We start from the raw sequence: 16,852 nt of genomic DNA, 5'->3' as shown, positions 1-16,852 counted from the left end.
CCGATGACGTACCGAGTCCCGAGCACGTACCGAGTCCGGAGCACGTACCGGATTCCAGCGACGATCCGGACTCCGGCGACGTTCCGGGTCCCGGTGACGTTCCGGTTCCGGGCGGTGGAGCCTCGCTTCGGGGAGTCTCGCCTCGGGGAGCGTCGTCGGTGTCGGCCCGTTCGGATCTTGCCGGCGGGGTGCGTGCGCCCAGGGGGGCGGGGTCAGTTCACGGCCCGCTCCGACGGGCACAGCGCCTGGGTGAGCGCGTCGAACGCACCGTGCGCGGTGTCGTCGTCGAGGACCGCCCGGTCCCACACCATCCGCAGACGGATCTCCGCGCCCTGGGTGACGGACACGGCGAAGGGACCGCGGACCTGTCTGCCGTCGACGTCGGCCTCCCGTCCTTCGACACCGGCCAGCACGAGGGGAGGCCGGCGGCTGTCGTCGTCCACGGTCAGCAGGCCGTCGAGGCTGCCGGTCCAGCCCGAGCCGGCGGACCGCGCGCCGGCCACGACCGCGTCGAAGGGCGCGTCGGCCCGGTCGAGGTCGTCCCACCAGGCGTCGGCCGTCGCCCCCGCGGCGGAGTCCTGGCCGGTGGTGGCCGGGAAGACGACGGTGTTGAGGAAGCAGCCGACGACCGTCTCCGCGCCGGCGGGACGGCCTCCCCACGGGTAGCCGAGCGGGACGACGTGGCCCGGACCGTACAGCGCGCGGGCCGCGGCGCGGCAGGCGTCGAGCAGGTCGGGGAAGGGTACGCCGCCGTCGTGCGCGGGCAGCACGGCCTGCGCGGCGCCGCTCGGGAGTGTGCCGTCCGGCACGCGGTCCGGGCGGGGCGGCGGGGCCTGTGCGCGTAGGGCGCGCAGCCGGTCCGCCCAGTACGCGACCGCCTCGGGCGTCTCCGCCCGGTCCTCGGCGGCCAGTTGGAGCAGGACGGCCTCTCGGTAGGCGACCAGTTCGGCCTGTGTCTCCTCGGGCGAGAAACGGGCCGCGCCGGCGTCCTCGGCGTATGCGGCTCCCAGGTCCTCGACGATCCGGGCCAGCGAGCGGCCGTCGCAGACGGCGTGGTCCAGGACGACGGCGAGGATGTCCTCCTTGCGGTCCTCGTCGTCGCGTGCGAGGAACAGCCTCAGCGGTGGACCCTGCGGATCCCAGGCGGCCAGCGCGCGACGGAGCGTGTCGGCGGGCCGCTCGCCGGGGGCGGATGCCGGCCGGGTCACGCAGACGTCCGGCTCTCCGACGCGCAGGACGGGGGTCCCGCGGACGACGACGGGCCGCGAGCGCAGGGCGGTGTGCCGCGCGGCGAGCCGACGGGCCGCTGACCGCAGGCGTTCGGGGTCGATGGTGTCGTGCGGGAAGGCGAAGAACATCGGCACCACGTCGGGGCGTCCCGACGGGTCCAGTGAACGCACCAGTACGAAGCGGCGCTGTGCCCCGGTGACGGGCAGCAGGGCGCCGGACCGGTCGCCGGCCGTGTGATGCCGGTAGCGGGCCAGGTACTGGCTCGTGATGCTGAGCACGTGGTCCTCTCTGTCGTGGCCGCGGTTGCACGGAGCGGGGCGGTGGGTGCCGGTACGGGCGGTGTGCGTCCTGCCTTGTACCGGTACCGGGCGATGCGATGGGGGCGCGGGGCGGTGCCCGCGCAGGGGCAGGGCTGGCGCGGGGAGGCCCTTGCGGGACCGCGCGCGTGGTTCAGCGGGTGGGCGCGGGGGCGGTCCGTTCGCCGCCGTCCGCGGTGGCGGCCTTGGGCGGTGTCTCGTCGGCGGCACCTGCGAGGGGGTCGTCCGGTCCGGGCAGGTCCCGCATCCGGCGCAGCGGGGAGAACAGCAGGGGCAGCGGTACGGCGAGGAAGCCGGCGGCGCACCAGGCGAGTGCCGTGCGCGGCCCGAAGGACTGGGCGAGGGCGCCGCCGAGGAGTGCTCCGAGCGGCAGCGTGCCCCACATGAGGAAGCGCAGGGTGGCGTTCATCCGGCCGAGCAGCCGTGGCGGACACAGCCCCTGGCGGAAGCTGACCTGGGAGACGTTGTAGACGACGGCACCGAAGGAGGCGACCGCCGATCCGGTGGCGAAGAGGGCCGCGCCGAGGACGCCGTGACCGGACAGGGGCCACAGGAAGGCGAACGGCCCGGTCACGAGGACGGACAGGAGGATGACCCGGGCCTGCCCCAGTCGGGTGGCGAGGTGTGCGGCGCCCAGGGCACCCAGGAGCCCTCCGACGGCCGACGCGGACATCACCAGCCCGAGCGCGCCCGGCTGCAGCCCGACGACGCGGACGAGGTAGACGGTCTGCGTCGCCATGAGGACGGCCGTGCACAGGTTGGCGAGGCCGGTGGTGAGGGCGATGACACGGAGCAGCGGATGGCCGGTGACGAAGCGGATGCCCTCGCCGATGTCCTTGCGCAGGGAACCGCCGGTGGCCGGCTCGGGCTGTTCCTCGGGCTGTTCGACGCGCAGGAGGAACAGCGCGGAGAGTGCGTAGCCGATGGCGTCGACGATGACGGCGAGGTGCGCCCCGGCGAGCTGGACCAGCCCGCCGCCGACTCCGGGGCCGGTCACCTGGGCGGTGGAACGGACCGTCTCCAGAGCGCCGTTGCCGGCCACGAGCTGGTCGCGGGGCAGGATCTGGGGCAGGTAGCTCTGGTGGGCGACGTCGAAGAACACGGTCGCCACGCCGGTGACGAGAGCTACCGCGTAGAGCTGAGCCATCGTCAGGACGTGGGCGAGCGCGGCGACGGGGATGCTCGCCATGGCCGCGGCGCGCACCAGGTCCGCGCGGATCATCAGGGGTCGCTTGCGCATGCGGTCGGTGAGTGCCCCGGCGGGCAGCCCGACGAGCAGGAACGCGGCTGTCTCCGCGGCGGTGAGGAGGCCCACCTGGAAGGCGGAGGCGTCGAGTTCGAGGACGGCCACGAGGGGCAGGGCCACCAGCGTGACCTGGGCACCGAGCTGTCCGGCGGCCGCTCCCGCGAGCAGCATCCGGAAGTCGCGTATGCGCATCGGGCCACCGGCGGCGGCTCGGGATGTGACGGACATGTGAACGACACTCACTGAACGGCCGATCAGGAGTCAAAGCATCCCGGTCAGTTTCGGTCGATTCTTGCGCCTACTTGGCGGCAAGTCAGGAAAACTTTCGCCGTATCCTACGTACCTCCACATGAATGCCCGCCACCCGGCACGCACTGTCCGACAGGCACACACCCGAGGGGGCAGGGGAGGCGGGAGTGAGGCGACCAGCCTCCCGCACGCAGAGTAACTGCACGGATCCTGACCGAAAACACTCACACGCGATCAGACCCGTGCGGAATCATCCATTCCGTCGGCTAAGAAGCGTATGCGGCGCCGGCCCACGCGCACCGCAGGAGGCCCGGCAGGTGGTCACGGGACATCCGCAGGCAGCCGGGCCCCGCCCGGAACGCGCATGCCCGGAGGCCGGTCCTTCGTCCGCCCGCCGCCGCCGACGCCGAGGCCAATGCCGACGCCCACGCCAACGGGCGGGCTGCGCCTCGCAGTCCAGAACCCTGCCGCCGATCCGAAGGATGCCGCCCACTCCCCGACAGGCCATGCCCGATGAGCCCCTGGAGCGAGCGAGTGCCCTAGGGTGCCGGCCTCGTCCCCGACCCGCCCGACGACCGCGCACGAGCACGAGCACGGAAAAGCTCGGCGCGCTACCGCATCACCGGTGCTGCGGGCGCCATTCGAAGAGCAGGATGGTCACGTCGTCCCGCAGTTGGTTGCGCTGGTAGTCGAGGATGGCGTGGATGAGCAGCCGCAGCACCTCGGCCGGGCGCTGTCCGGCGGCGGAGGAGCGGATGATGAAGTCGGTGAACCGGTCGAGGCCGAACTCCGCCCCGTCCGCGTCACGGGCCTCCAGGACACCGTCGGTGTAGAGCAGGACGCAGTCACCGGGTTCCAGGGTCGTCTCGTGGACCTGCCGGGCTTCCGGGGCAAGCAGGCCGGCCAGACCGATCGGCGGCTGCGGGGAGCTGTCCAGCACCCCGGCGAGCACCCGTTCGGCGCGGATCAGCAGCGGCGGGGGGTGACCGCAGTTGACCCAGCGCAGCACCCCGGTCTCGGCGTCGAGGCGGCACAGCACGCCGGTGCAGAAGTGGTCGGGCAGCCACTGGGCGATCGCCTGGTCGACGGCGGCGACGACATCGGCCGGGTCGCCACCGCTGCGCCGGGTGTTGCGCGCCGCCGCCATGGCGACCGACGTGGTCAGGCCGGCGGTCAGATCGTGGCCCATGCCGTCGAGGATCATGGTGTGCAGCAGGTTCTTGACCACCGAGTGGTCGAAGGCGTCGCCGCCGATGTCGTACGCCGGCTCCAGGACCGCGGTCGATACGCACTTGCTGCTGCCGATGGTGTGGGGCGGCAGGAAAGCGCGCAGCATCTCGGTGGGCAACTCCATGGTCGCGGTGCGGGTACGGCCGGCGAGCCAGTCGCTGTAGGCGCGCTTGGAGGTGATCAGCATGGCGAACAGATGCGCCAGCATCCGACTGCGGCGCATCCGGATCGCGTCGAGCGAGGCAGTCCGCACCGCCAGCACTCCCAGCCGCTCCGCACCGTCGACCAGAGGCATCCAGAGGATCAAGCCGTCGTCGGCCTCGGCCACCCGCGGGGAGACCGTGCGGTACGCCCAGCCGGCCGACGAGCGGTCCACCGGCAGCGGTTCCAAGGCCTCGTCGAGAGGAACGAGCAGCTGTTGTTGCAGGTCGACGAGGTAGATCAACGCGGTGTCCAGGCCGAGGGACGAGGCACACCGGTTCGCCAGGTCGGGCAGTTCGACCGGCAGGGCGGTCTGCGCCTCGACGATCAGCTCTTCCAGCCGCTTCTCGTCGACGTCGGTGTCGGGACCAAAGGACGCGTGCGGTGGGTCCGACACAGGATCACCCCTTCCTCGCCCAGTCTCACACCGATCCCGCCGCCTCTCACGTCAGGCGAAGCCCGTGGCGAGGGCGGAGAGCGGCCGGGCCGATCACCTGCGCCGGCCCTGCGCGCCTCGTATGCGGTGAGACGGAGTAGCTGCCCTTGCACCACGCTGACCTGCGGGGATGATGCGAGCAGACGGCCTTTGCCGAGTGGATGGGCGAGGCGGTCATTGCTGGATAGAGTCGTCCCGTTACATCTGGTTGTGGGGACAACCAAAGCGCCTTTCGGCTGCCTACGTCCTGGGGAGGGCCTGCAGCACATGAGTCGTCGCTCTACCGGTCTGGTCGGTGTCTGGGCTGAGATCCAACGGCAGCAACAGCGCCGGCTGGAGGCCGAGGCCAGACGGCGGAGACAAGAGGAGCAGCAAGCGCGGGCCCACCAGCGCCGAGCCGCCCAGAGCCACCGCGAATACCGCCAGGCGCAGGCGCAACGTCGTACGGAGGAACTGGACGCCCAGGTGGCCTCGCTCCAAGGCCTTCTCGCTGCCGGTTGCCAGGCACCGGTCTTCAGGGCGGCCACACTGATGCGGACCGAGGAGGTACAGCCCTTCGCGCCGGGAGCGTCAGCCCACCCCGTACCCATGCCGAACCCTGCCCTGTACCAGGCGCAGGGTGGCTGGACGGCGGGTCGGCGCGCGCAGGCCGAGGCGGGAGCGCGGGCGCGTTTCGAACGGGACCGGCAGGCCGCACTGGCGGCGGAGACTCAGCGCCGGCAGCAGCTTGCTGCATCGCAGCGGGAGTACGAGCGGTGGGCGAGTGCCCAGCTCGCGGAGGTCCGCCGGCACAACGCCGGCGTTCGCGAGGTGACCGAGGGAGTCAGACACAGAGACCCGGAGGCGGTGGTCGAGTACTTCTCCGCCGCTCTCTACGCTTCGACCGCATGGCCCGAGAACTTCCCTCGGCAGATCTCCGCGGCGTACGACGCGGAAGCGCGGCAGCTCGTCCTCGACTGGGAGCTCCCCGGGTACGGTGTGGTCCCCGAAGCCCGGTCCGTGCGGTACGTGGCCTCCCTCGACCAGGACAAGGAATCCCCTCGTCCGGTGGGTCAGCGTCGAGCCCTGTACAGAGAGGTCGTCGCGCAGTCCGTGCTGCTCGTCCTGCACGAACTCTTCGCCGCGGACGACACAGGAGCCCTCGAGTCCGTGGCCTTCAACGGATTCGTGGACGAACACGACCCCACGACCGGTCGGCGCGGCCACCTCTACCTCACCACCGTCATGGCTTCGCGGTCGTCATTCCGTGATCTCCACCTGGCGCAGGTGGACCCGGTCACCTGCCTGACCGACGGACTTCGAGGGCAGCTCTCGGCGCGGCCGGACCAGCTCGCCCCCGTGCGGCCGAGCCGCCGGCCACCAGAGGTCGGCAACCGCGTTGTCGCTCATGGCGGCGATGACGAGCCGGACCTGTACGCCATGGATCCGATCGCGTTCGAGCACCTCGTGGCCGACCTCTTCCGGGCCATGGGGATGCAGGCGGTGACCACCCAGCGCTCCAACGACGGCGGTGTCGACGTCGACGCGCTGGATCCGGCACCGATCAGGGGCGGGAAGATCGTCGTGCAGGTGAAGCGCTACCGCAACACGGTGCCGCCCACGGCCGTGCGGGACTTGTACGGGACCGTGCAGGACGCCGGTGCCAACAAGGGTGTCCTCGTGACGACGTCGGGCTTCGGCTCCGGCTCGCGCACCTTCGCCAACGGCAAACCCCTGGAACTGATCTCGGGCCCGGAGCTCGTCGATCTGCTGCATCGTCATGGACTGCGTGGGCGACTGGGCGATGGAGGCCGCCCCACCACGGCGCAGACGACCCCGCCGGGTGCGGATGCCCGGTTGCCCGCCGACTACAGCATTCTGGGCATGTCATGGAGCGGAAGCGTCGCGTTGGACGTGTGCGCACTCGTCTGCCGGGGCAACCGCGTCCTCAGCGACGATCACTTCGTCTTCTTCAACAACCACCGAACGCCCGACGGCACGGTACGAGTGGTTCCTCCCACCGCCCCTGACAAGGCCGCGATCCGTGTGGCCTTCGACGAACTTCCGCAGGCTGCCGACCGGTTCGTGCTCGTGGCCGCCGTGGACCCGGAGACCGACCCCGACGCGGACCTCTCCGGCTTCACGGACGCGTGCATCCGGCTTCTCGACCCTGGGACGGCCGAACTGGGACGGCTCGACGTCTCCGACGGCAGACCCCGCGAGACAGCCCTGGTACTCGGTTCCTTCCGCCGAAGGTCCAACGGCGACTGGGACTTCGTCCTCGGCGGCAAGGGCTACACCGGCGGCCTGGAAGAACTCGTCAGGGACTACGGCGTAGAAGTGGAGTAGATCGTTCGCACCCGCTCCGGACGACTGCAGGCGGCTCCGGACATTCCGGCTCTGCCACTGGAACCGGGAGGCCGCACCGCCCGACCGCGCGCCGTCGAGCTGTCCCGGCCGCGCGAGGATGCCGAACGCGTCGCCAGGTCGTGTCCTCTGCAGCGATCGGATCACCCGCTGCGGTGGCTCCGGCAGACGTAGCTGAAGGTCCCTTCCGCCCCCAGCGGCTTTCGCTGGTGCGCGATCAGCAGGCGTGCGGTGCCGCGGAATCCGCCGGGTCCGCGCACGGTCCAGCGGAGGTGCACGGTGACCCGGCGTTCGCCACTGCGCGCCATGTGGACCAGCTCACCCGAGTCGTGACCGTCGCTGCGCAGCCAGTGGTACGTCACCGGGCCTCCACGGCCGTCAGTGGTCACCACACCGACCAGATCGGCGGTCTGACCGCAGTGCAAGCGACCGGTGGGGGCCTGGACTTCGACGGCGGTGACCGTGGAGGCGGGGGCCGGCCGCAGCAGCAGCCAGAGCAGGACGACCGCGGCGGCCACGAAGACGGTCGTGGCGATCCAGGCCCGCCGTACGCGGCGGTGGGAGCGGCCGTCGGGGGGCACGGGCGCCGTGCGCCATTGGGCGCGGAGGACATCCTGGGCGTCGACGGGAACGCCTGGGCCGAAACGCAGAAGAACCTCGCCGGTGGGGGCGGTCGGGTGGGCCTGGTGCGGGGTGCGGTTGCGACTGCCGAGGACGGTGGCCTGGTCGTCCCGGGCGGTGTCGGGAAACACCGTCTCGTCCGACATGTCGGCGGCCCGCTCGTACCTCTTCCCGACTGCCGTCTCGTTCCTCTGCCCGTCTGCTGTCTCGTACCTCCTCCCGTCCGCTCCCTCGTTCCGCTGCCCGTCTGCTGCCTCCTTCCTCTGCCCGTCTACCGTCTGGCGCCTCCTCCCGTCTGCCGTCTCGCACTGCTTGCCGTCTGCCGTCTTGTCCGTCGGCCCGTCGCACGTCTCCTCCCCCGTCGGAGTCGCGGTGAGCGCCGGGGTCGCGGCGGCCACCGCCGTGCGGAGTTCCGTACGTTGCAGGAAGCCCGCAGGAAGTGCAGCGCGTCCGGCGACCAGTGCGGCTCGGGCCGGCGCGAGGCCCTCGGTACCGGCGAGGGCGGAGCACTGTGCGAGAAGGGCGGCGGCGGGAGTGCCGGGAGCAGCCCAGGCCTCGCCGAGGGTGTGCGACAGGTCGGCCCACGCCGCGACGTCGGCCTCGCGGCGCGCGGAGTCCGGTGCGTCACCGAGCACCGTGCCCAGCGCGGCCTCGGCGAGCAGGGCGACGCCGTCCGGGGCCAGGACCACGGTGTCCGTGTCCAGCGTCCCGTGGGCGAGGCCGGCCTTGTGCAGGCTGAACAGGGTCTGCGCGGTCTCGTTCAGGACGCTGGCCGCGCTGCCCGCGTCGAGGCCGCCACCGCCGTCCGCCAGCAGGTCCGCAAGTGTGGGAGCCGGCGGCCGGGCGGTGATCAGCCACACCTCCCCCGCCTCCGCGACGAGGTCGACGGTAACGAGCACCCCGGGCAGACGCAGTTCGGCCACGGCGATCACCGCGGTCGCCAGGCGCTCGCGCGTGCCCTCCGGCACGAGCAGGGCACGGTCGATGCGGAGCGCGCCGAGCGAGTGCTCGTCGGACCGGCCGGGGAGCAGGGCGTGCCAGGTGCCGTGGCGGGCGTCCCGCGACCATCCCGACAGGGGCCGCCCGGCGACCGAGGTGGCTGTCGTCATGTCGTTCCGTTCTCGTTCTCGCTCGATACGGCGTTCGGTACAGCGCTCGGCCCGGGGTTCGTTACGACGCTCCGCGCGGCGTTCGCAACGGTGCTCGACGCGGCATTCGCAACGGTGCTCGGCGCGGGGTTCGCGACGGCGTTCGGCGCGGGGTTCGCGACGGCGTTCGGTGCTGCATTCGCGGCGACGCTCAGCATGGTGGTGCGTCCAGGGACGCCGTCTGTGGTCCGTTCACGGGCGCCGGGGTGCTGGTGAGGGTGACCATCCAGGTGCCCCGGCAGGGGTGGTTGGCGAAGTCGGCCTCGAAGGTCACGGGGTAGTGCGTGCTGCCGGACAGGTTCTTGGTCTGGTTGCCGTAGGGATCGGCGGGCGAGTCGACGTAGTAGTTCGCCGTCACGGTCACGGGCCCGGTTCCCGTGGTGTCGACGGTCACGTCGGCGATCAGCGTGCCCGGGGCCTGCCCTCGCTGCCAGGAACCGATGGTGAGGGTGACCGTGCCCGCTGTGGGCGCCTCCGTGCCTTCGGTCGCCGGAGTGGGCGGCTCCGCCGGCACGGCGGTGGTCAGGGAGGGGGTGGGCGAGGCCGACGGGCTGTCCGAGGGGGTGCCGGAGGGCGTGGTGGCGGTCGTCGGCGTCGGCGGCACGGTCGTCGGCGCGCTGGAGGGTGAAATGGCCGGTGGCGTGGCTGACTTGACGGCCGACGGCACCGAACTGACCACCGTCGTCGTGGTGTCGTGCGGATGGGCGGCCACAGCGGTCGCGCCGCCCGCGACGACCGCGAGCGCCACCGCTCCGGCGGCGGCCTTCCATCCGCTGCGCTTCACCCGGCCGAGCAGGGTGACGGCCTGCGCGGGCGCGTCCAGGGTCACCGTTGCGGTGAACGGCAACAACAGCGCCAGCAGCGCGGTGAGTTCGGCGAGTCGGCGGCGGCCGCGCTCTTCCCAGTCGGCGCCGTACCCCTCGGTGGCGGACCGTTCCAGCTGGGCGAGGAAGTCCTCGATGCCCGGCCGGTCCGCCGGATCCTTGGCCAGTCCCCTGCGCAGCAGTCCACGCACCGGCGCGGGTACGTCGTCCAGGGGGACGGGGGCCCGCAGATGCTGCAGGCGCAAGGCGGTCAGGTCGTCGCCGGTGAACGGGCGGCGCCCGGTCAGGCACTCGTGGAACACGGCGGCCGCCGCGTACACGTCGCCCGCCGGTCCGGCCGGTTCACCCTGCCACTGCTCGGGCGCCATGTAGGCGGGTGTGCCGGCGGCCTCGGTCTGGCGTCCGGTGCGTACGGCGATGCCGAAGTCGGCGAGCGCGCTGGTGCCGTCGGCACGGACCAGCACGTTCTCCGGCTTGTAGTCGCGGTGGACCACCCCGGCCGCATGAGCCGCGCCGAGGCCCAGCAGCGACCCCTTGAGCAGGACCAGGGCGGCCTCGGGGCCGGTCGCCCCGTGCCGGCGCAGCAGCCGGCGGAGGCTGACGCCGTCCACCGCTTCCATGACGATCGCGGCACCGGCGCGCGCTTCGACGTACTCGTACAGCCGCACCACGCACGGGTGGCGCAGTTCGCCCAGCAGCCGGGCCTCGGCGCGGAAGCGGGCGAGGAACTCCCGGTCGCCGCGCAAGCGCGGGCTCAGGTACTTGATCGCGACGGGGACGCCGGTCGCGGTGTGCCGCGCGAGTACGACCCGTCCGCCTGCGCCCTCGCCGAGGGTGCGTACGGGTACGTAGCCGGGCACGGCCCAGTCGCCGCGCCGATCGCCCTCGCCGCTGCTCGGATCCCTTGTCATGCCGTCCCCTCCATGGCCGCGCCCATCGCCGGGACGGGCGCCGCGCCCTTCGTGGCGCGACGGTGCCGCAGGCGGCGCATCAGCCACCGCGCGGGTGCCGACCACACGGGGAAGGCCACCAGGGCGACCACGAGGGCCTCGATCACCGTGGTCCACGGCGGGCTCAGCCGGCCGTCCAGCAGGTCACCGATCCGGGAGCGCCAGGCCAGCAGGGCCAGGGCCAGGAAGCCGTACGTCCCGCCGACGACCGCGAGGCCGTACGCGGCCATGCCTGCCTGCCGGGGGCCCGGGCGCCTGCCCGCGCGCAGGTCCTGCCAGAGCCCCTTGCGGAAGTACGCGCTCGCCTCCTCGCGCAGGCGCGGCACGCGCAGCGCGTCCGTCAGGGCCTGGTAACCGTCCAGCGGCATCAGGGGGTTGAAGTTGTACAGAGTGTTCAGGTAGAGCCCGAAGGCCAGGTGGAAGAGGACGGCCGAGGCAGGGCCGGCGGGCAGGAATGCCGCTCCGGCCGCGCACCAGCCGGCCAGCGCCGCCGTCGACAGCGGCCCGGACAGTGCCACGACCACCCGCGACCAGCGCGTGCCGAACCACATGTCGCTGGTGTCCACGAAGGCGAACGGCATGCCCATCATGAGCAGGAACCCACCGCGCCGGACCTTGCGGCCGTACGACTTCACGGCGAGCGCGTGCGTCAGCTCGTGCACGACCAGGGCGGACACATAGCCGGCGGCGATTAGCACCGGGCCCCACACGCCCGCCCCGCCGAAGTCCAGCAGGTGCTGGCGTCCCTGCGCGGCGAAGAACGCGACGAGGCCGCCGATCACCGACAGCCAGACCAGCATCACCCCGGTCCGGGTGAAGGACCGCCAGCCGAAGGCCTGGTAGAGGCGGGTGACGGTGCGGTCGAGGCCGGGGACCGACACCTCCAGTTTCAGCAGCGCCCGGTACACGGCTCGTCCCGCGCGGCGCCAGCCCGACCGCTCCGCCGCCTCGGGACGGCCGGGCAGGCCGCGCAGCAGGCCGGCGTTCGCGAACGCGGCGAGCGCCGCCTCGATGCGCGGCAGGGCGAGTTCGCCGAAGCGGTCGGCGTAGGCGAACAGCAGGTCCCGCACGGTGTTCTCGCCGTCCACGGCGTTCCAGAGGAAGACCTCTCGCTCGTCCAGTTCCAGGTACACACCGGTGCGGGTGTTGCTCAGCACCCACCGGGGTGCGCCGCGATCGGTGGGCACCTGCTTGAGCGCCCAGCCGGAGCGGCGCCGGGGACGCGCGGTGAGCGGGCCGTTCGCCTCCGGCGCCGCGTCCTTCACGGCGGTGGGAAGTTGGGTGAGCTGGGTGCCGACGACCTGGGTGCGCTGGCCGATGTGCGCCTCGCGGGGCTGCTCGAACACCAGGCGCACGTCGCCGACGGACAGTTCGGTGCCGTCGGCGAGGTGGGCCACGCCACCGTGCAGTTCGACGCCTGCCACGGCCGTACCGTTGAACGAGTCCAGGTCCTCGATCCGGAACCCCGACTCCGTGCGCACGATCCGGGCATGGCTGCGCGACACGCTTCCGTCGGGCAGGACGACGTCGTTGTCCGCGCCTCGGCCCAGCGTCGTGACCGGGCCGGCGAGCGGGACGAGCAGGGAGGGATCGTCGAGGCCGCGCAGGTGCGGCGCGGCGTACGACGTCGGTGCCGCGCCGCGGCGGAGAGTGCCGCAGTGCAGGCAGTACGGGAAGTCGCGCCGCACATGGACGCGGCAGGCGTGGCAGAGCATGGTTCGGCTCAGCCCGCGCCGGATCCGCTGATGAACGTTCCGTCGGAGAAGCCGCCCTCCGCGTCGGGGCCGGGGGCGGAGGGCGACAGGTGCGTGGAGATGTCGCCGATGCGGGAGGCACCGGGGAAGTTCACACCGCCGCGTACGGTCTCGGAGCCGCCGCCGATGGTTTCACGGCCGCGACCGCCGTTCTCACCGCTGCCCGGGTCACCGCCACCGGGTTCGCCGCCTCCGGAGGGGCGGTTGCCGTTCTCACCGCCGCCGGAGGGACGATTGCCGTTCTCCTCGCTGCCGCCGCCACCGCCACCGCCGGAGGGACGGTCGCCGTTCTCACCACTGCCCCCGCCACCCGGCGGACGATCGCCGTTCTCACCGCTACCCCCGCCACCTTCGCCTCCGCCACCTTCGCCTCCGCCGTGGCCGCCGGAGCCGCCCTCGTGACCGTGGCCGCCGCCTTCCTCACCGCCACCGCCGCCTTCACCCCCACCGTGACCGCCGCCCTCGCCACCGCCTTCGCCGCCGCCTTCACCCCCACCGTGACCGCCGCCTTCACCGCCGGAGGAGCCCCCGTGACCGGAGCCCTCCTCGCCGCCACCGCCTTCACCGCCACCACCACCGTGGCCACCACCCTCGCCACCGCCTTCACCGCCACCACCGGCTGCGCCACCACCGCCGTCACCACCACCGTGACCGTCACCCTCGTCACGGTCGAAGATGCCACCGTGGCCGAAGTGACCCGCGTCGCCGCCGCCCTCGCCGCCGAGGCCTCCGCCGTGACCGCCGAGGTCACCGAATCCGCCGGATCCTCCGAGGTCTCCACCGGATCCGAACCCGCCGGAACCGAGGCCACCGTCTCCGAACCCACCGTCACCGAGCCCGCCGAAGTCGCCCCCGGCGCCACCGCCGAAGCCGCCCGGGCCCTCGGAGCCGCCTCCGCCGAAGTCGCCGAACCCTCCGAAGTCGCCCTCGGCACCGCCCCCGGCATGACCGCCGAGCCCGCCAAGATCCGACTCGTCCCCGTTCCCCAATCCACCGAAGTCGCCGGCTTCACCGAACTCGCCGAACCCACCGCCCACGTCGGTCGGCGACTGATGGACCAGTCCCCCGCCGAGCAGGCTCTGGGCACCGGTAGCGGACACGTCGAAGGCACCGGTGGCCTCTTGGCCTCCAGCGGGAAATGGCGAGTCCGCCGCGTGGTCGACGGGGCCATGGTCGGCGGAGCCGTGGTCGGCGGAGAAGTGATCAGCGGGTATGTGGTCAGCGGACACCTGGTGGGCCGGAACGTCCGGAACGTCATGGTGCGTCAAGGCATGTGCCGCGCTGCCGAAGAACAGGGACGACTTGGACAGTCGCGGGTCGAGTGCGGCCGGGCCCCCATCGGATCCCGACTCGACGCGGAGGGAGCGGAGTGCGGTGACCTGGTCGGGTGTAAGGCCGAGTCTTCGGGCCACCTCATCGGCGTCCCCGTCGAGTTCGGCCCTGAAGGCCGGGTCGACGGCAAGGCGGGTCATGGCGTTGTGGAAGGCGTTGTCGGTCATGTCCTCGGTCTCCGTGGGTCGTCGCGCGCTGATGCCGATCCCGGCGGAGCTGAGGATCCCCCCTGGTCGGCGGCAACTGCCATTTCCGGCCATCCCCACCGATGCCTGCAGGGACGGTTATAAGGGGCATGACCCAACCCGCGCAAGACCAGGAGCAGGGCACGCGACGAACGGATGCCGACGGAATCGCGCCACCGACCCGGCCCACCTCGTCGGCGGCGCGGCAGTACGGCAGTGCGGTGGCGCGACAGTACCGCGGCGCGACAGCGAGCCAGAGGTCCGAGAACCCGCACTTCCGGCTTCAGGGCCGAGAACCCGTCCTTTCGGGAGTTCGAGGCGCCGGCGCCGCCGCCGGGACGACCGGCGTGGCCCGTCAGGTCCCTCGAAGTGGCCGCACGGATCCTTGCTCCCCGGCAGCCCTCCCCGGTCCGCGGCATCTGCGGGGAAGCCGGACTCGGGCGCCGCACGCCCGCGCAGGCCGCCGCGACCGAGGAACGCGCCGGTATCTGCGAAATCCTGGACTATCTTGACCGGGTCATTACCGTTTCATCCCGTGATATCGAATATACGTGCACGCCGCGGTGGGAGAGTCGGAGCGGCACTGGTCGCGCTGTCCGCACTGGCGGCCGTGGTGACAGGCAGTCAGCAGGCAGCAGCAGACACCCTGCCGCCGCCTCCCGACGGTGGGCCGAACGGCGGAACGTTCCGGGCGGTGGACCACTCAGGTTTCCATCTGTACCCGCGTGAGATGCCAGGCGTCGCCCCGGGGCCGAAGGGCGACCAAACGGCCAGATCCGTGATCGAGGGCGTGGAGGCGACCAAGGCCGTCTCCGTCGTCCCACCCCTGAGCGTCGCTCAGTCACGTCAGCACGTCGGCCGCACCCTGTGCAAGACGACGGGGATCAACGGCGTCTTCAAGTACAACGGATTCTGCTGGGACTCGGCGGACGAGAACACCAGCTCCTGGTCCGACACCGGTGGCTGGCACCCGCAGGGCATGACGGCTTCCCACGAGGCCTATGACAGCGGCACGGTGGACGGCCATCACCTGTACATGCAGGCCTGGTACTACGGCAAGGGCAGCACGAAGGACACCCACAAGGGGGACCTGAAGGCCCGTCTCTCCATCCTCGAGTCCACCGGCAAGGACTGGAGCTATGGACACGTGCTGCTCGTCAGGCCCGTCGGCAGCAGGGACAAGCCGGACTTCCAGGCGGTGCCGGACGTCCACGCCGACGGTGTCGTCTGGTATGGCAACAGGCTGTTCGTGGCGAACGGCGGCGAGCTGCAGATCTACGACCTGAACCACCTGTGGAAGATGAGCTCCGTCGCCGACGGCGTGGGCATGAAGAACGGCGTCTCGTCCGCCGACCACCACCAGTGGGCCCTGCCCATGGTCGCCCGCTACATGACGCGCACCAAAGCCCAGGAGGACAAGGACTCCAACAAGAGCCCGCGGGCCTGCGACGGCATGATCGCCTGCCTGAGTTCCCTCAGTCTGGACCGCTCGGGTACACAGCCGCGCCTGGTGTCCGGGGAGTACCGGAGCAACTCGGACGAACTGCGGTACCTGAACCCCCCGCAGTCCATCGACAGGCGCGATGCGCGCGTGATCACCTGGCCGCTGCAGTACATCGGCGAAGGAGGCTCATCGCCGGTCACGGCCACGTCCGCCCATGTGGCTCCGGTCCGCCAGCTGCAGGGAGTGGCCACCGACGGCACCTACTTCTACCTGTCCGCCGAGTGCAGGACCGGCTACATGGGGGACACCCGGCCTGGGGACGACGGCAGTTACTCCTGCATCTGGCGCGCCGAGCCGGACGGTGAGACGGTGCCGCTGACCCGGACCCCGCCCCTCACCCAGGACCTCAACTACGATCCGAACGCGGGCCGTCTGTGGGGCAGCAACGAGAAGACCGACTATCGCGTCGTCTTCTCGATGCAGCCCAGGCGGATCGACAGCGCCACCTACCTGAGCAATGACTACAGCGCGCTGTGTGCCGGTGTGGGCAGCAAGACCGTCAACAGCGCGACAGTCGTCCAGTGGGGCTGCAACACAAGCCAGGACGAGCTCTGGGTGTTCGGCGACACCACCGACTCCAACGGCAAGCGGGCCTACGAGCTGCAGAACGCGTACTCGGGCAAGTGCATGGGCCCCGCGTCGAAACTCACCGACGGTGCGGGCATGGTCCAGTTCACGTGCAACGGCGCCGTCGACGAGAAGTGGTGGTACGACCCGGACACGCACGGGCTGCGCAATGTCTACTCGGGCAAGTGCCTAGCCCTCGGCTCGCAGGCCACGAAGGGGTCCCAGTTGATCCAGTGGACCTGCAACGGCGCCCAGGACGAGAAATGGTCCAGGACAGCTCGCTGAGCAGGGTGTCCGCAGCCCCCACCCGACAGGCGGCATGCCCGAACGGGCATGCCGCCGCCCGTCGGACGGCGGCGTCCTCTGCGCGCGTCCTTCCAGTTGGACGTTCTCTTCGGCGACGGTGTGGACGTCCAGAGCGGGCGCATAGGATCGCCGGCATGGCACTGCGACCTGTTCAGGTGAACATAAAGGCTCTTGATGACGAGGCCGTCGGCCGCTTCTGGGCGGAGGCGCTCGATTGGGGTGTTTCCAGCGAGGGACCGGGCGTGACCAACGTGGAACCCGGCGGCGGCTTCGTCTGGCCGGACCCGGTCGCCGTCTGCATCGACGTCGTTGCCGTCCCGGAGCCCAAGACTGCGACGAAGAACCGTGTGCACCTCGATCTTGCCACCACCTCTGCGGCCCATCAGGCGGAGTTGGTCGCGCGCCT

The 16,852-nt window shown here is 71.7% G+C and carries 10 protein-coding genes; 4 read left to right on the top strand and 6 right to left on the bottom strand.

Features of this window, described 5'->3' with window-relative positions; translation table 11 throughout:
• Positions 1-212 precede the first annotated feature (212 nt).
• The 3 genes from ACFZCP_RS39610 to ACFZCP_RS39600 all read right to left on the bottom strand — a co-directional run bounded on the left by ACFZCP_RS39610 (position 213) and on the right by ACFZCP_RS39600 (position 4,870).
• Positions 213-1,508, bottom strand: a complete 1,296-nt coding sequence (locus tag ACFZCP_RS39610) for a condensation domain-containing protein (RefSeq protein WP_391439533.1) — start codon at positions 1,506-1,508, stop codon at positions 213-215.
• A gap of 172 nt (positions 1,509-1,680) precedes the next feature.
• Positions 1,681-3,021 (bottom strand): MFS transporter, encoded by a 1,341-nt coding sequence (locus ACFZCP_RS39605; RefSeq protein WP_391439527.1) that lies wholly within the window; start codon positions 3,019-3,021, stop codon positions 1,681-1,683.
• A gap of 640 nt (positions 3,022-3,661) precedes the next feature.
• Positions 3,662-4,870 (bottom strand): SpoIIE family protein phosphatase, encoded by a 1,209-nt coding sequence (locus tag ACFZCP_RS39600; RefSeq protein ID WP_391439522.1) that lies wholly within the window; start codon positions 4,868-4,870, stop codon positions 3,662-3,664.
• Positions 4,871-5,176: 306 nt separating this feature from the next.
• Between ACFZCP_RS39600 and ACFZCP_RS39595 the strand changes: the two genes are divergently transcribed.
• Positions 5,177-7,237 carry a restriction endonuclease gene (locus tag ACFZCP_RS39595; RefSeq protein ID WP_391439518.1) on the top strand — a complete coding sequence of 687 codons (2,061 nt, stop codon included), beginning with the start codon at positions 5,177-5,179 and terminating at the stop codon, positions 7,235-7,237.
• 161 nt (positions 7,238-7,398) lie between these two features.
• Here the strand turns inward: ACFZCP_RS39595 and ACFZCP_RS39590 are convergent, their stop codons facing one another.
• From ACFZCP_RS39590 to ACFZCP_RS39580, 3 genes are all read right to left on the bottom strand, one after another.
• Positions 7,399-8,985, bottom strand: a complete 1,587-nt coding sequence (locus ACFZCP_RS39590; RefSeq protein WP_391439513.1) for a hypothetical protein — start codon at positions 8,983-8,985, stop codon at positions 7,399-7,401.
• A 190-nt stretch (positions 8,986-9,175) separates the two neighbouring features.
• Entirely contained in the window at positions 9,176-10,759 is a 1,584-nt protein-coding gene (locus tag ACFZCP_RS39585) for a protein kinase (protein WP_391439511.1), read from the bottom strand.
• Positions 10,756-12,513, bottom strand: coding sequence for an FHA domain-containing protein (locus ACFZCP_RS39580; protein ID WP_391439508.1), 1,758 nt, complete (start codon positions 12,511-12,513; stop codon positions 10,756-10,758). Before ACFZCP_RS39580 ends, ACFZCP_RS39585 begins: the two co-directional genes overlap by 4 nt.
• Before the next feature lie 89 nt (positions 12,514-12,602).
• Here ACFZCP_RS39580 and ACFZCP_RS39575 point away from each other — a divergent pair, with 89 nt between their 5' ends.
• The 3 genes from ACFZCP_RS39575 to ACFZCP_RS39565 all read left to right on the top strand — a co-directional run.
• A complete protein-coding gene (locus ACFZCP_RS39575) occupies positions 12,603-14,174 on the top strand; it encodes a hypothetical protein (protein WP_391439504.1) in 1,572 nt (523 codons plus the stop codon).
• A 625-nt stretch (positions 14,175-14,799) separates the two neighbouring features.
• Positions 14,800-16,425 (top strand): RICIN domain-containing protein, encoded by a 1,626-nt coding sequence (locus tag ACFZCP_RS39570; RefSeq protein ID WP_391439502.1) that lies wholly within the window; start codon positions 14,800-14,802, stop codon positions 16,423-16,425.
• A 155-nt stretch (positions 16,426-16,580) separates the two neighbouring features.
• Positions 16,581-16,852, top strand: a 272-nt coding sequence (locus ACFZCP_RS39565) for a VOC family protein (protein WP_391439498.1), incomplete at its 3' end; no start/stop codon positions are given.

The organism is Streptomyces sp. NPDC007971 (assembly GCF_042958635.1).
In the GTDB taxonomy this organism is placed as follows: Bacteria; Actinomycetota; Actinomycetes; order Streptomycetales; family Streptomycetaceae; genus Streptomyces.
Note: the sequence above shows the minus strand (reverse complement) of the source record. Positions and strands in the feature narration are given on the sequence as shown.

Excerpts from the sequence above, each read along its gene's own strand:
- ACFZCP_RS39590 (WP_391439513.1), bottom strand. The coding sequence starts at position 8,985 with ATGACGACAGCCACCTCGGTCGCCGGGCGGCCCCTGTCGGGATGGTCG.
- ACFZCP_RS39570 (WP_391439502.1), top strand. The coding sequence starts at position 14,800 with ATGCCAGGCGTCGCCCCGGGGCCGAAGGGCGACCAAACGGCCAGATCC.
- ACFZCP_RS39595 (WP_391439518.1), top strand. The coding sequence starts at position 5,177 with ATGAGTCGTCGCTCTACCGGTCTGGTCGGTGTCTGGGCTGAGATCCAA.
- ACFZCP_RS39605 (WP_391439527.1), bottom strand. The coding sequence starts at position 3,021 with ATGTCCGTCACATCCCGAGCCGCCGCCGGTGGCCCGATGCGCATACGC.
- ACFZCP_RS39580 (WP_391439508.1), bottom strand. The coding sequence starts at position 12,513 with ATGCTCTGCCACGCCTGCCGCGTCCATGTGCGGCGCGACTTCCCGTAC.
- ACFZCP_RS39585 (WP_391439511.1), bottom strand. The coding sequence starts at position 10,759 with ATGACAAGGGATCCGAGCAGCGGCGAGGGCGATCGGCGCGGCGACTGG.